The 15,367-nt window shown below is 46.4% G+C and carries 16 protein-coding genes; 3 read left to right on the forward strand and 13 right to left on the reverse strand.

Annotated elements, in window-relative coordinates:
• The first annotated feature begins 48 nt into the window (after positions 1-48).
• Entirely contained in the window at positions 49-414 is a 366-nt protein-coding gene (locus MHI52_RS22860; RefSeq protein ID WP_036617391.1) for a VOC family protein, read from the forward strand.
• A gap of 125 nt (positions 415-539) precedes the next feature.
• On the opposite strand, the gene MHI52_RS22865 is transcribed toward MHI52_RS22860, so the two are convergent.
• The 4 genes from MHI52_RS22865 to MHI52_RS22880 all read right to left on the reverse strand — a co-directional run bounded on the left by MHI52_RS22865 (position 540) and on the right by MHI52_RS22880 (position 5,903).
• Positions 540-1,748: a GNAT family N-acetyltransferase gene (locus tag MHI52_RS22865; RefSeq protein ID WP_405157689.1), complete on the reverse strand. Its 1,209-nt coding sequence runs from the start codon at positions 1,746-1,748 to the stop codon at positions 540-542.
• A gap of 196 nt (positions 1,749-1,944) precedes the next feature.
• Positions 1,945-3,423: a methyl-accepting chemotaxis protein gene (locus tag MHI52_RS22870; RefSeq protein WP_405157690.1), complete on the reverse strand. Its 1,479-nt coding sequence runs from the start codon at positions 3,421-3,423 to the stop codon at positions 1,945-1,947.
• A 303-nt stretch (positions 3,424-3,726) separates the two neighbouring features.
• Positions 3,727-4,770 (reverse strand): polysaccharide lyase family 1 protein, encoded by a 1,044-nt coding sequence (locus MHI52_RS22875; protein ID WP_091013596.1) that lies wholly within the window; start codon positions 4,768-4,770, stop codon positions 3,727-3,729.
• Positions 4,771-5,060: 290 nt separating this feature from the next.
• Entirely contained in the window at positions 5,061-5,903 is an 843-nt protein-coding gene (locus MHI52_RS22880) for an AraC family transcriptional regulator (RefSeq protein WP_036617384.1), read from the reverse strand.
• 114 nt (positions 5,904-6,017) lie between these two features.
• On the opposite strand from MHI52_RS22880, the gene MHI52_RS22885 reads away from it, so the two are divergent.
• Positions 6,018-8,003, forward strand: a complete 1,986-nt coding sequence (locus tag MHI52_RS22885) for a beta-galactosidase (RefSeq protein WP_100529220.1) — start codon at positions 6,018-6,020, stop codon at positions 8,001-8,003.
• 123 nt (positions 8,004-8,126) lie between these two features.
• Here MHI52_RS22885 and MHI52_RS22890 read toward each other — a convergent pair whose 3' ends face one another.
• The 7 genes from MHI52_RS22890 to MHI52_RS22920 form a co-directional block, all read right to left on the reverse strand.
• Complete coding sequence (locus MHI52_RS22890) at positions 8,127-9,269, reverse strand: DUF4179 domain-containing protein (RefSeq protein ID WP_405157691.1); 1,143 nt, start codon at positions 9,267-9,269, stop codon at positions 8,127-8,129.
• Positions 9,259-9,807 (reverse strand): sigma-70 family RNA polymerase sigma factor, encoded by a 549-nt coding sequence (locus MHI52_RS22895; protein ID WP_235431599.1) that lies wholly within the window; start codon positions 9,805-9,807, stop codon positions 9,259-9,261. Before MHI52_RS22895 ends, MHI52_RS22890 begins: the two co-directional genes overlap by 11 nt.
• 173 nt (positions 9,808-9,980) lie before the next feature.
• Positions 9,981-10,382, reverse strand: a complete 402-nt coding sequence (locus MHI52_RS22900; protein ID WP_405157692.1) for a hypothetical protein — start codon at positions 10,380-10,382, stop codon at positions 9,981-9,983.
• 36 nt (positions 10,383-10,418) lie between these two features.
• A complete protein-coding gene (locus tag MHI52_RS22905) occupies positions 10,419-10,745 on the reverse strand; it encodes a hypothetical protein (protein WP_315371484.1) in 327 nt (108 codons plus the stop codon).
• Between the two features lie 14 nt (positions 10,746-10,759).
• On the reverse strand, positions 10,760-11,407 hold the full coding sequence (locus MHI52_RS22910) for an SMI1/KNR4 family protein (protein ID WP_315371483.1): 648 nt from the start codon (positions 11,405-11,407) through the stop codon (positions 10,760-10,762).
• A gap of 28 nt (positions 11,408-11,435) precedes the next feature.
• The gene (locus tag MHI52_RS22915; protein ID WP_405157693.1) at positions 11,436-12,116 is read right to left on the reverse strand and encodes a hypothetical protein; all 681 of its coding nucleotides are present in this window, start codon (positions 12,114-12,116) and stop codon (positions 11,436-11,438) included.
• A gap of 28 nt (positions 12,117-12,144) precedes the next feature.
• A complete protein-coding gene (locus tag MHI52_RS22920; RefSeq protein ID WP_036617374.1) occupies positions 12,145-12,612 on the reverse strand; it encodes a DUF6386 family protein in 468 nt (155 codons plus the stop codon).
• A gap of 189 nt (positions 12,613-12,801) precedes the next feature.
• On the opposite strand from MHI52_RS22920, the gene MHI52_RS22925 reads away from it, so the two are divergent.
• Positions 12,802-13,179, forward strand: coding sequence for a PilZ domain-containing protein (locus MHI52_RS22925; protein ID WP_036617371.1), 378 nt, complete (start codon positions 12,802-12,804; stop codon positions 13,177-13,179).
• Positions 13,180-13,254: 75 nt separating this feature from the next.
• Here the strand turns inward: MHI52_RS22925 and MHI52_RS22930 are convergent, their stop codons facing one another.
• Together MHI52_RS22930 and MHI52_RS22935 are read right to left on the reverse strand one after the other, a co-directional pair.
• Complete coding sequence (locus tag MHI52_RS22930; protein ID WP_405157694.1) at positions 13,255-14,598, reverse strand: uracil/xanthine transporter; 1,344 nt, start codon at positions 14,596-14,598, stop codon at positions 13,255-13,257.
• 49 nt (positions 14,599-14,647) lie between these two features.
• Positions 14,648-15,235 carry an ankyrin repeat domain-containing protein gene (locus MHI52_RS22935; protein ID WP_340018095.1) on the reverse strand — a complete coding sequence of 196 codons (588 nt, stop codon included), beginning with the start codon at positions 15,233-15,235 and terminating at the stop codon, positions 14,648-14,650.
• Between the last annotated feature and the right edge of the window lie 132 nt (positions 15,236-15,367).

A 15,367-nucleotide genomic window follows, 5' to 3' on the forward strand; every position in this document is an offset into this window, starting at 1 on the left:
GAACGTAACAAAAATACATATGATGCAAGAAAAAGGAGAGATTCACCCATGTTGATCAAATTAAACTGGATCACGCTGAGGGTCAGTAATTTGGAAGCTTCGCTCGGGTTCTACCACGACATGCTTGGACTTCCCATTCAGCGCAGATTCGAAAGCCGTGGACGGCAGATTGCCATGCTCGGCATGGAGAATGAAGCCAAGCTGGAACTGATTGAGGGCAGTGAATCCATTCTTAAACCAGAGGCTGGCGTGTCGATCGGTTATGAGGTGAACTCGCTGGATGAAGCCATGGAACGATTGGCAGAGCTGAATATTCCGATTGTGCGTGGCCCCATCCAGCCCAATCCGCATCTGCGGTTTATTTACATTACAGATCCAGATGGCTTCGAGGTGCAACTCTCAGAGCATGTCTAATTAGGTGAGTGTGAAATGAGTGTGCGTATCACTATGACCAGTTTGGTGTGCATGTGTGAAGCTAAAACTGCATACATGCACACACTAACTCAAAATGGTGTGGTATCGGTAAGCATTATGTCTGTTTACAGCTTCATGCGGCGCATCAGCGGCACACCTACGCGATTCAACAACCGATCAAGCAGCAACCAGCACCAGCGTCTGCCCCACGAAAGGTGGCGCTCATACACAGCGGAATATTCAAAATCCGCCACAGCACCGCGATTGCGCTTGAACTGCGCAGCCCCGGCGCTCTCATGTAACAGATGGCCGTTCTCGCGAGCCTGTGCGATCAGACAAGCTGATAACATGCGGTATAGTCCGACGGATTGGGGCACCGCTGTGTCGTAACCAAACAGCGGCGTTGTCATAACTCCATTGCGGCAGAAATAACCCATGACCGCGTCCAGGCGCCCTTCCTTCCGCAATCCATAGAGCCTGAGTGTCCCTGATGCCATCGCAGCAGCAATGAACCGCTCAGTGAATTGCGGATTGTGATAGGAGTACTTTTCAAGGTATAACAGCTTGTACAACTCCGCGATTCGCGGAATATCTGCATCCGTCATATCTGATTCGGAAACGAATTCGTATCCATGCTTGCCCAATAATTCGTAATCCCGCTTCAACAGCCAGCGTGACTTCGAGTTTCCAAAATTCGGATCATGCGCTTGGTACAGGTAGATTTGTCGGCTCGGAATTAGTCGACACCCCACTTCCGTTAGCCTCGCCGTCAGATCGGGATGAAGTCCCTGACACAAGGAGCGAAATACAATGACATGTTCAGGGTATCGCTCTTGTAGCGATGCGAGCAAACATTCTGCTTGTTCACCGGACATGGCTGGATACAGATTGGTGGACAATAACCAGTTGTTCACATGTACAACTTTGTTGATCTGCGATTGCTTCATTCCCCAACCTATTAGACTGAGCAGCACAGAAAGACCTTTTTCCAACACAGGTTTCTGCAACATGGTCAATTCCTGCTTGGCGTAACTCACATAATGCGTATATGGCGAACAAACGTAAGCATTATCATACTCTGTATCATTCACCGTCAGCGGAATAACGAGATCATCAATCCGGGCGAGCAACAATGTCGTTTCCACGTTTGACATAAAGCTTTGGGTCCCGTCCAGCATCATAGGTTCCAGATAGACTCTGGCATATCTGCCATCCTCCGTATCGGGCCAGTCCATGTCTTTGAACGATTGCTCATCATACAGCTGCACGCGTGCAGTTCGATTATCTTTCCTAACCTCATATGTACTGTCATCACAGTCCAATCTATCTTTCATTCCTTTATCCTTCAACCTTCTACTCCCCCATAAGGTTACATCTTCTTTTAACTACCATTTACAGTTTCAGTTCTACGCTCTTCATACTCTACACATCACTGTATAGGAAAAAAATGTCGGCATCAAGCTGTTTGGCAGATGAAAAAAGCCCGTCCAGTACGCTAAATACGCACCGTCAGGCCCTCAACAATTAATATTAAAGTTTATTCGCAACAGAAGAAGCCTGATGATCCGAGACTAACTCATTCAGGTTCACAATCAGTTGCTCCAATTCTCCAAAGCTCTCTACCATCTTCTGTGTCAGGTTACGTTGTTCTTCCATGCTCGCCAGAATCTCTTCTGTCGCTGCACTGGATTGCTCAGTCACACTCGAAATCTCGGAAACCTCGTTCACAACTCTGGTGGAAGATTCCTTCATGGTCGCCGAACTAGTCTCGATATCTGTCGCTTGATTCAACACATGCTGAGAGTTGCTGTTGATCGTACGGAATACTTCCTCTGCCGTATGGACGCTATCTCTTCCTTGTTGTAACGATAGACGAATACGTTCGAATCGATCTGTCAGTGCCTGCGTTTGTCCTTTTAATCGAGACAGGATGGTTCCAATATCACTTGCGGACTGACCCGAGTTCTCTGCCAACTTGCGAACTTCCTCCGATACAACGGCAAATCCGCGTCCATGCTCACCCGCACGAGCGGCTTCAATGGCTGCATTAAGCGCGAGCAGGTTAGTCTGAGTTGCAATATCCGCTATGCTGTTCAGCATAAGCGTCATGGATTCACTTTCCTCGTTGAACTTTCGCATGTCACTAGCAGTTGTATTGATCGTTTCATATAGGTCTTGCATTTGGATGTTTAGCTGGTCCATCTGTGTGCTTCCAGTTTGCGTGCTCGTTGCCATACTTGCGGACAACTCTTTCATCTGCTGGGAATACGACGCAACGTCCTTGATATGCTGATCCGACACAGATAAGGATTCCGAAATCTCGGCTACACTGGTCGCCTGGAACTCAACACCTTTTGCAACCTCACTGAACCCAAGCGTCACCTCATTGGTGATAGAGCCGGTCGCATTCACTTTTTCCTTCAATTGATCCGTATAACGTGATAAACCTTCGACCGATTCCTTCACACGCTCCAGCATGGTTTCCACTCTTTGCTTAGAATGCTCCACCTCATTCTGGCGTACTTCACTTTCATGGAAGAGCCTTTGATTCAGCTGTGAGACCAGCATCAGAATGGCCCCCGTGAGAGCGAATAGTCCCACATTAACGATATTACCTATTAGCTCAACAGAGTCAACGGTATTCATAACAAATAATTGAAGAACACTGTTGATTAGTAATACCGAAAATCCAACCACAAAAAATTTCTTGTTAGGAAATAACAGTAGAACTGCGGTTATAACCAAACTTAAGGCAAAATTGACCGTTCCCCAACCGACATAGACTCCACATATTGTAAGTAATACAGTAATCAGCCATGGAATGAGATGAATATGTTTCTTTTTCGCATTAGCGTATGTAATCCAAACTACAAAGATCAGAGCTACTCCATTGGACACAAGTAACTTCGGCATCGTAAAGGCCAGCCCCATACCAATGGCAATAATAATCCACAAAATGATACCGATTAATTTGTTCCTTTTCCAAATAATTTCGTCCATACGATCCATGCATACCCCGTCCTTTTATGTAGGTTAAATGTAAGTTGTAGGGCCTTTCTGTACTACATCTAGTAGTCTTTGGTCCTGCTTATGTGCAAATCGCAAATACGCAGCGCCTTAGCATAGTACATATTAACTTCATAAGTATGAAACCAGCGCTACTTTATGTATATCGGTATTCAACATTTAAAATGAATATGAAATGTAAAATGATATGTAAGCATATCATTTTACAAACAAAAAAAGGTCTGTCTTATGCGTTATGGCGCACAAGACAGACCTTTTGGATCGTGAAAGGATGTGCAGCAACTCTTACTTTCCGAATACAAGTGTCGTATTGGAGGAGCCTGCATACTTGGTGACGAACTCACGCGCGTAGCTGGCACTCTCTACCTGATAACTATAATTGGAGCTTGGTCTCCAATTCGTTTTAGGAGAAGTCGGACTATTCAGCGCTGGTGTACTACCGCTATCCGTGAACTCCCCTTTTCCTTTGTCATCCAGGATGCCACCCTTTTCAGCGCCAGCACCAAAGTAGTTGTTTTCGGAATAAATCCGTGCTTTTTCACCAATTGTGATGGCCTGGTTAAAGTTATTTGCATAGTTGTTTTTGAGATGGAAGTAACCATATCTTAAAAGTCCAGGACCACGTACATATAAGTTTTCGAAGTAATTGTTGGACATTGTCACATGAGGTACCCCATTGTAACTGCTGTTACCATCATTCGGATGACCGAGGATAACGCCATACTTATGGTTAGCAAATTTGGAATTGCTAATCGTAATATAATCGGCGCGATCACCAATATACAGAAGTTTGTCCAAATCACTACCACCAGAGCTGTAGCTGTGACCAGCAAACGTCACATGATCAATCCAGTAATTGGAGCCTGAAGTGATATACATCTGGATATCATCATTGGCATTAATATTGGAAGCGTGTTCAAAAGTCAGATTCTGAAAGATCACATTGCTTGAACTGCTTGTGGATCTGAAATGAATATTCGTTAATGTATGTTTGCCAAAGGAACCTACAAGTGTCTTGTTCGCTCCGAATTCAACCTTTTGCAGCGTGGAGGAAGAAATATTCTGTTCAACGACGACAATCTTAGCTGTAGAGCCCGCCATATGTGTTCTCAAATCATTGAGATTACTAACGTAAACCACCTGACCGTTCTTGCCACCTGTCGTAGCCGACTTGGATACACCATTTTCATTCTTGGCACTGCCTGCAAAACCAGTCAACCCGTTCGTACCTGTGTTTGGATAACTGGCCGCACCATATGTAGACGGGGCTGTGGAGACAGTTAACAACAATAGAGTTACAGCGAGTAAAAGCATCGAAAATTTCTTCAAAATTTCACCATCCTTTATAATATTATCCTCAAAGACAACTCGATTATATCGTGTAACTTTGGCTGTGACAATACAAAAATTGCAAAAAGACAACAATTATCATTTTTATGCAACAGCAGATCAGATATAGTGAAAAAACATAAAACCAGGCCATTCGTTCACACAAAATAGAGCCGCTAATTAGCGGCTCTATTAACGAGTACTATGTGATCCAACTTGGAACTGATCCACCCTTGGATCAGTTCCTAAAGCCTCTGACGAAAAACCATTCGCTTGCGAATAATAATATGTCACGACTTCTGATAGCTGCGGCGGAAGGCGCCAGGTGTGATTCGTTCCAGCTTCTTGAAGATGGCTCCATAATAGCTGGTCGATTCGAAACCGACTTGACGAGCGATATCCTCCATCCCGCGTTGCACATTATCGAGCAGCAGTTCCTTGCTTTTGTTGACTCTTACCTGATTAACATAGCTGATGGGACGAATACCTGTCGTTTTCTTAAACAAATGACAGAAATATTCTGGTGTGACACAGATCAATCCAGCCAGCGTTGGCAAAGTGATCTCTTCAGCATAATGCTGTTCAATATAGTCCAGAACCGGTTTTAATCGCTCATACTGCTGCCCGACCGTATCGCTGCCCTCAACAGATACGCGTTGAATAATCTCTGTCAATAAGGTATAGAGAATGGCGGAGCAGGCGTAATTGCTTAATGTCTGCTCTTGTGGTGTTAAGGCAGCTTGCAGCAACTCCCGCATTCGGGATAGAAGGTATTCAGGTTGTGCAAGCGTGTATACGCATGTGTCGACAATGCCAACGGTTTCAAACAAGCTTGCTGACCCGTTGCCATCGAAAATGATCCAGTCGACTTCCCAACTGTCGGATAGCGCATAGTATTCGTGCTTCTGTCCAGGGAATAACAGCATGCCCATACCTGGCTTGACGATATGTTCCGTTTCACTGAGCTTGAGCTTACCCACACCGCTGCGGCATTGTATCCACTGATAATCCTCAATGCCTTGGTCTCGGCGTATATGCTCCTGTTCATGATGCAGGCCGATGCCAAGTAAATAAAAAGGGAGCAGCTTGTCTCGGGAAGATAACACCGGAAAATTACGATTGGGATGAGGCATACGGCTAACTCTCCTAATCTTAATATTGTTATATCATATTAATTATTTAAGATATTCACTCGAATTAATATAACATATAATCGCAATATATTGATAAATAAAGGAGATCACAGGATGACAATTAAGATCGGAATTGATTATTATCCAGAGCAATGGACCCCGGAGTTATGGGAGAAAGATGCCATACTTATGCAACAGACGGGGGTTGCAGTTGTGCGAATGGCGGAGTTCGCCTGGAGCCGAATGGAACCGACTGAGGGTAATTATCAGTTTGAATGGCTGGATGCGGCTATAGAAGTATTCGCTTCGCGTGGTATGAAAATTGTGTTATGCACCCCCACCAATACCCCGCCAAACTGGATGACAACCCGTTATCCGGATGTGCTGCCCATAGATGAACAACGCCACATCATTCGGCCAGGTGTGCGTGGACATCGTTGCAACAACAGCCCTTCCTTGAGAATGCTGGGCTCCAAATTTGTGGAAGCGATGTCACAGCGCTATGGACAGCATCCCGCCGTCATAGGCTGGCAAATCGATAACGAGATGCACTACCAGGAATGCCATTGTGATACATGTAATCGTTCATTTGTCGCTTGGCTGCAAAAGCGTTATTCCAATCTGGAGGAGTTGAACCGGGAGTGGGGAACGGTCGTCTGGAGTGGGGAGTACAGCAGCTGGGCTGAGGTAACAACGCCACTCGGTGCCAGCAAACCGATGAATCCTTCCTATCTTCTGGAGTACAAGCGGTTTTGTTCTGACAGCGTAGGCTATCTGCTGGGATGGCAGCTTGAGATTTTACGCCGTAACTGTCCAGATCAATTCGTGACGCATAACATGTGGCAATATCCGAACAGCCTGGACTATTATGATATGCACAACGAATTGGACTTCGTCTCTGTTGATTATTATCCGAATGAGCTGTATCGCGATTATGGCGATCGGTTTCCGAGGAACGGAGCGCTTACGCTGGACTTGGTTCGCGGCATCAAACGCCGGAATTTCTGGGTAATGGAACAACTCAGCGGGGCACAGGGCGCCTGGATGCCGATTCAGCGCACGCCCTATCCTGGATTGATCCGAGCTCGCTCCTGGCAGACAATCGCTCGCGGTGCGGATATGGTCGTCCATTTCCGCTGGCGGAGTGCTACCGTCGGAGCGGAACAGTTCTGGCATGGGCTGATCGACCACAGCAATGTTCCTGGACGCAGGTTCAGGGAGTTCGCGGAGCTTACTCGCGAGGTGAACCAGTTAGGAGAACTCTTGGCCGACTCAACCATTGTTACTCAGGTTGCGATTCTGCATTCGCATGATCAGCATACGGCGCTTTCCCTTCAGCCGCAGGCGGAAGGGGGAATGCACTATATAGACAACTTGTCCTCTATGCATAATGCATTTCTGAAAATGGGCGTCGGTACAGACGTTATTAACTGGACTGAGGAGCTCGATGGGTACAAGCTGGTCATTGTCCCTTCCCTCTTCCTGTTAAGTGAAGAAGTAGCACAGCGGCTGGAGCGATTCGCAGCTAAGGGTGGTACGGTTGTCCTTACCAATCGGACTGGCGTGAAGAACATGAGGAATGTATGTGAGATGCTGCCTCTTCCGGGGCTACTGGGTGAAGCGGCGGGTGTTGTCGTAAGTGAATATGATGCCATCGGCAACAGTGAGCATCGGATACGGAACGCGGAGGGCAAGACTTTCGCTGCGAAGCAATGGTGTGATCTACTGGAACTGCGAGGTGCAGAGCCGATCGCCTGGTATGACAACGACTTTTACGAGGGTGTACCGGCGATTACTGTCAATAAGCTTGGTGAAGGTGAAGTGTATTATGTCGGCACTTGGCCGGAGCCATCGTATTTCTATCAGTTGTTTGAAGACATATTGAAGGAAAAAGGGTTGACGCCCGAGATCCAGCTTCCGGAAGGTGTCGAGCTTTCGATTCGAACGAAGGGGGAGCAGAACTTCCTGTTCCTGATCAATTTGACGAATGAGCAACGAGAGATTACGTTGGACGTTCCTTATCATAGCTTGTTGACTAGCGAGAGATTGAATCAGAAGTTGACCCTTCCAGCTCTGGGAGTAGATATTCTAACTGTATAAGATCAGCAGCTTGTCATATTTAAGATGGGATGTCTCACAAGGCTTACGACCTTGCGGGACATCCCTTCACTTACTTCACTAACGTCTACCAATTCGAATAAGAGTTATTCCAGTTAGTTCATCTTATTTGATTTTGATTTTCAGTTCATCCTTCTTGGCTTCTTGTAAATCATCGTAGACCTTATCTGGTTTGCCACGAAGTATTAATATCATTGACTCCGGATTGTCCAGCAGATTGCTGCTGAAAGAATACATCATTCCGTCTTCCGTTCCGCTCCCGCCTACCATGGATAACTTGGTCTGCTTCCCATTCCTGGAGATCGAAATGATTTCGATAGGCCAAACGATCTCGTTGAGCGACAACTTCGTTTTGTAGTCCATCTCTTGATCAGGTGCATGGACAAATTTGACCCGCGTTACTAGCGGAGACATCTCCACCTCCGACAATAAGACCTCATAGCCTCCAACGGTAAAGGTCCGATTAACGTTGATGATTTCCGTTTTGGGGATAGAGAATTTGGGATCCAGTGCAAAAGAAAGATTCATTTTTTGGGAATATTTATATTTCCGTTCCTTTTCCCCTTTTTCTGAATTTCCCACCACATCTGGAACAACGGAAGAAAGCTGGAACTGAAGATTCACTTGCTCAGGGAGCGGTTTATTTCGATTACGCTCAATTGTATTCCGGCCATAAATGGTATGCTTATCCTTCGAAAAATGCATACCTCCTATATTTCCGTTATCAAGGACATAACCTGTTCTTGCATCCGTCATCTTGGTATTGACTATCGAATAAATCTCTTGCGAAGCATCCGTTCTGGCGGTATACAATACCGTTATCCTGTTCTCATCTGCCAGAACCGCATTCACGGTAAACTGATATATGCCCGATGTAACCGTCCGATCCACGAGTTGCACATAATCATGATTTAGCGTTGAAGTAATCGTGGCACTATCCATATCCGAAGTTAGCAGGCCACGAAAGGGCTCTAGTACACCCCAATGGGTGACAGGCTCAGTATATGTTGCCGGTTGTTGCCCATAGTTTCCAAGCGGGCCCGTAAGAAACCAACCTGCAGCAAGGACCGTGACCAGCACTGCCGTAATCCATTTGACACGAACGATCCTACCTGATCGTCTTGTTCTGGCCTTTGCGATACCACGTTGAATCGCAGCAGTCGTGTCCGCCGGATTCCACTGCTGTTTCTCTCTTTTCACCTGATATGCGTCTGCAAGAAGTGCTTTCTCCTCCGGGTTAGTGGTCATGCCAATCCCTCCTGTTCTTCATCAACTTGCGCAACTGCTGGAGTCCCTTGTGCTGCCAGGTCTTGATCGTCCCTTCCGGTTTGCCAAGGATCGAGGCAATATCCGTCAGTGTCATGTCGTTATAATATTTCAGCAGTAGTACATGGCGATATTTCGGTTTCACCTTTTGCAAAAGAGATTCCATAGCGATTCGATTATCGTCAACACTAATCATCCAAGATGCCGGAATGCTGTCCTCCATATCCTCCTTCGCCAGAGGTGTCGCCCGCTTGCGGCGCCTCTGTTCATCGATGCAGACATAGATGAGAATCCGAATGATCCACGACTTGAACGCCTTCTCATTATTCAGCGTACGACGTTTGATCCAAGCCCGGCACGTCATCTCCTGCACAGCTTCCAGCGCATCTTGCCGGTTACGCAGGTAGCTATAGGCAATAGAAATGAGCGTATCTTGATGTTCCATAATAGATTGCACAAATGCCGTCTCGTCTTCGGTCTGCACATAGATCCTCTGGTTTATCTCTGCTTTTGTTTCCACCCCGCATCCCTCCTTCTCTCTCTTTCTGTGGTATAAGACGGGTGAGTGAAGCAAACGGTTTTTATTCATCAAAAAAAGCTCCGCCATCATCATGAGGGAGCTTGATTACATAGCACTTCGGCCGCCGATATACTGAATTACGTACACAAATGAACAATCCAAGATCAACTAACTTACAAATTGCCGGTGACTTCGATCCCGTCGGCCAATTGCAGATGATTTCTCACCCAAGCTGTGAACTGATTCAAAAAATTCCGTAATTCTGGCTCTGCAACCACCTGTTGATCCAGCTCTGATAAAATCCCCACCCACACATCCTTCGTAATCGGATTCTCCCAGCAGGGATCAAGTGCCTTCATCTCTTCTCCAGTTCGCGGGTCAGTTAAGGGAAATACACGATCCAATGCAGGACAAATATAGTCAAAGTCTTCATTATATATGAACAGCATGTCTTCCATCTCTACTTCAACCGATTCTTCTATGTATAAAGGGGATAAAACAAAACCCACATTTCGCTGTGGACCTTGATATTGATATATGAGCGAAGGAATTGTTCTCTTTGATTTTTTAGCCATATATGTTCCTCCTGTTTCAGGCAAATCTCTTACCGCTCAGAGTTCAAACCAGATTAAACCACCATCAACCTGTCTGGTTTCTTGCTCCATCTGATGCATCCAGCTCCGCGCCTCTTCACCCCAGATATGAAACAAACAGTATATATACGAATCCCCATCCACAATCTCTTCAAACCCGGAAGCTTTTTCTATCCACACTTCAAGTGCTCTAGGCCAGGAAGGATCTTCACGTTTCAATACAAAGCCGTTGGCTTGGTGTTCCAAACTATACACTTCGGTAAATTTTAATGAATTTGCCAAACGCTTCACGACTTCAGGTAAAATCGCAGGCTCCGTTGTTCTAATCCCATATTCCCAGCCCATATGTACAACCTCCTTCAGACTTCGTTCGCTCCAGATTGTTGCTTTTGTTCATGCATTTGATGGATCGAACGATTCAACCACAACTCGTACCAGTCCAGAAAATGTAATCGATTCGTATTGCCCCAATACTGATCAGGATAGATTCCATTGCGGTTAGCCCGGTCATCAACCCAGATCTCTCCGTAGGAGGCTCCCTTAACAATCAGATTCATGGAGATGCCACAGCCAAAATCACTGATGCGCAGCATGCCTGCCGACCATTTTGGATCAAAATATTCATGTTCCAGCGCTTCCCATTCCTCTTCTTCCTTGCTGTCATCGAACCAGTCATAGTTCCAGTTCCATGCTTCCGTGAATTGGAAAGGGTCCGAGACCGCGTTCAGCTCATCGTTATAACCCAGCACAGCGTATACGCCGTCATCCGGGTTTTCCAGACCATAATAAGGTCCTGTACCACCCGTTCCCATATGAAGAAGCCATACCTTATAGTACTCCGGCAACTCAATTCGCCATTTCTGTTCAAATTGCGTAATATCCTCCTGCGTCCATACAGGTGCCATTTCATATTCATGGTTTTCTGCACCAAACAGCTCCAGATCCGGGTCCAGACTTCGGAGAGTGATCAACTTTTCACGCATACGCTCCAGTTGCACTTTGTACATGGCTTCCCTACCTCCCTTCTTTACTCTGTTAAGTTTGTTCGACGGGGTACCCGCGTTGCTGCAACTCACCCAGTGTGGCTGCCACATCTCGCTCAGGACACAACTGCTTAATCAGTCTGGCGGTCACCGGTTTTCCTTCATATACTTCAGCTACGGCTTCCAACGGCAGATCCGGCAAGTCATAGTACCCTTTGGCCCAATCAGCGTAATCTTCCGAGTTTTTTTCCAAATATCCCAGTAAAAATTCTGCGCCACCTCTGGCGTCCGCTTTGTCTTCCTTGGCCATCGCCATCTGAATCCAGTTACCAACCTTCCATGGCAAGTCGTTCCCTTCCTGCCATAGGCAAAAGGTCACATCCTCCATATCCAACGTTTCCTCATGATCTCGCAGTACAGCCATCAAGGCCTCCGGCACTTCATCGTACATGCCCGGATAGATTTCTCCGTCCTCACGAGCATGTGGGCTCAAGGGTGACTCATGATCAAATCCTTTGATCAACGTGCCTGAGTTCGTAAACAAGACATGCAGATGATCACCTGCGCCGTTATTGATGTTTCCCCATGCCACACCTGGCTGAAGTTTATCTTCATAATGATGAACGCGTAGCCATTCTTCCTGCGAAAAGATGATATCCAAAGTAGCGAGTATTCTCATTCGTTTACGCAGGGCATCTGCATTCATCATCGTTATCTCGTTCCAATCCTGCATATGAATCCCTCCTGTTCGTATATGTACACTATATCCGGATTAATTCATCCAGCGTGTTATTTCCCTGAATACTTGGTGTCATGACAATGGTGATCCGACTGGCTTCTCTGGAGACGATACACGCATAATTTCCGGGTTTTAACTGAAACAGAACCCCTTCACACGTCTCATCCGGCTCCAATTCACCGCCAGTGACATCATCCGCCGCTCCCAGATAGACGTGCCCAGACGGAACTTGCAGATGATACACCTTTTCCCGTTCCGCTGCGTGATCTGGATCTGAATCCTCCTCTACATCCTCCAGGCTCCATTCCACCTCATACACTCCATCCGCACCCAGATTCAAGAACAGACAATGCCCTGCGTTCACCTCAGCCAGCTCATCCACTGGAATGGACCACCAGTCCGAAGTATCCTCAAGCCGATGTTTTAACGCTGCCAGATCATACAGGCACAATGTTGCCGTATCTGTAACCATTTGAAATGTTCCTCTCATATTCACCCGTCCCTTCTGCCTGATCCAGGTCTGACCTCAGAAATATATTCCATCATTATATCAAGCCTGATACACGTGTAAAAGGAACCCATGGACCATCTCTGCTTGCGCAACTCTTCATTTCTCGCTCCAAATGGTCGATATAAGCATAACTGACTTTTTTTGAACCTGATGGAGGAAGCCCAAGCCATGTCAATTAACAATAGAAAAGAACCCTTTCGATACACATTGAAGGAACCGATCCACTTTGAGATCTATATTCTCAGCATCAACGGGGTTAACGCACCAGCCAAGCCCATTCAGGCTGAACTCTGTGACATCAGTCGATCCGGCTGTCAGCTGTCATTTCCGCTATCCCTTCCTGTAGAGAATAACGATATTCGGATTGGAATGAATATGCTGCTTTTTGAAGACCCTCTATATATGGAAGGCACTCTCCGCTGGGGTCAAGAAAAAAATACCTCATGGCACTATGGTGTTCAACTCGAAATGCAGGATGGGAACCAGGACCGTCTCTCTAGAGAGATGCGAATGCTTGCAGGACAAGGCAAAATTATCGTGAAATAGTTAGATAGCCTTAAAACCTGTAACAAAAACAAAAAAACAGCCCAATCAAATTGGACTGTCGCAAGATGAAACTCTTTATGCCGCTTTACTAACTGTCGCTGGTTGTTCCATTTTGGACCAGTTCACGGTTTTTTCAAGAACCAGTGAAACCAATACCCCTATGACGAGACCATTACTTATGATCGGAATGAGATACATGGGCAAGGTTTGAAAGGCCTCCGCAGGAATATTCATGACCGCAACTCCCGTGAGGACCGGTAGCGCTACACGATAGATCGTTTTAGAATTAAACGTCGTACCTTCAAGCGTTCTTAGTGCCGTGCCAAACATCTGAAGATAAGCCACGAACAAAACCGCACTGCCGACGCTTGGTGGTATTTGTGCAAAAAATGCTGTCACTGAAGGTGTAAGACCTATCACACATAACATCCCCGCTCCAATTATCAAGGCAGCACGACGCAGAATTCGAGTACTCTCCAGGAACCCGATCGATGATGCAAATAAACCAAAGGGCAGCACACCTACACAGGCTGACAACATCGTGAACAGACCCGTTAGCGCATAGGAATGCCTATACTGACGACTTGTTGTTTCTGTCCGGTATAGTTTCTCAACTGTGCTTAATGTGGTGATCGAATTCGTCATGTTCACCAGTCCCACGAAAAATGCAGTAATGACAATACCCGGTTCCCATCTGGGCGCTCCCCACGGAAACAGTTCGAGACCAGCCGGGGCCTGATTCGGCTGTCCGCTATGTTGTCCAGGAAACAATAGACTATAAGCGATCCAGCCTGCCACAATCCCAATCAGGATCGCGTAGTTCCCCAGTTTCCCCCTACCCTTTAATTGAATCCATGCCACCAAAAATGCAATGACAACGGACAATGCGGCAACAGGCAGATTGAAGCGGCCAAACTCCGTATATCCAATCATACCTTTGAAAAAATTCATGGTTAATTGAATCGTCATTAAGAACAACATGGCACTCTTCACCATAGGTGTGAACAGCTTTTGCAGCACTTGCGCTGCTCCCAGCCAACCCAGAATCACCATCGTTAATCCCGCTAACAGAAAACCTGCAGCCAGCCCACCGCCAATACGCTCCAGACTCATACCGGCCGATGAAGCAGATACCGTCAAACTTAGCGTCAATCCCCACCATAATCCTGACGGACCATCCATAATCGCATATCGATGACCAAATACGGCTTGAAGAATACACACTGCTCCGGTAAGGATAAATGCGTGCTGCATGGAGGCAGCGATGGCATCCGGAGACAGATGAAAATTATGTCCAATGGATAGCGGAACAACAACGGTATTGGTAAACAGGAAGAAAAACCACTGTATACCTGCCAAAATCAGTGAAGATACGTCCTTCATATTCTTTTGTGTAAAATGCTCTTGATGTCTGTTCATTCGTTTGGAATATCCTTTCACTGTTCTGTATCATAAATGTATAGCCTTTTCAGACTTGGGTTAATAGTCGTTCCATCTCGGTATACCGATGCCGGTTCGCATGTGCAAGCGGTGTAATCCCGTCCCGATCCGCAATCTTTGGATCTGCACCATATTGTAAAAGCAAGGCAACAATCTGCTGGTGACGCGGCCCACCATCTCCCAAAATGACCGCTTCCAGCAAGGCTGTCCACCCCAGGTTGTTGATATGGTTCACATCCACATCACTGCGTGTCAGCAGAAGCTCCACAATGTCCACATGGCCCCGATCCGCTGCTGGGATAAGAGCTGTGCCGCCAAAACGATTTGTTAACCTCGTATCTGCACCTGCTGTAATCGCCAATTCGACCATGTCATACATACCCTCAGCACTCGCGTATAACAGCAGGTTGTCCAATCGTGCATCCCGAAGATTAATGTCGGCTCCGGCGTCCACTAACATCCTTGCCGTGTCTATCTTGTTACCGTGCACCGCTGCCAGCAGAGGTGTCCGCCCCAATGTATCCCGTTCGTTCAACCGGTTACCCTGTTGTGTGATAAATCGAATGACCTCATCGGTATGGCCCGCTTGAGCAGCATCATGTATTGTTCTAACCACGTTGTTTTATCCTCCAATTCAAGGTCTTTCTCATGCAGTAATATTCATATAGAAACCAAACCCTGTTAGTCAGGTATGCAAATCTAATGTATGGTAACATAAGATCGTAGTATATTAAAAATACATGTTTTG

This window comes from Paenibacillus sp. FSL H8-0283 (assembly GCF_045040675.1).
GTDB classification, from domain to species: Bacteria; Bacillota; Bacilli; order Paenibacillales; family Paenibacillaceae; genus Paenibacillus; species Paenibacillus amylolyticus.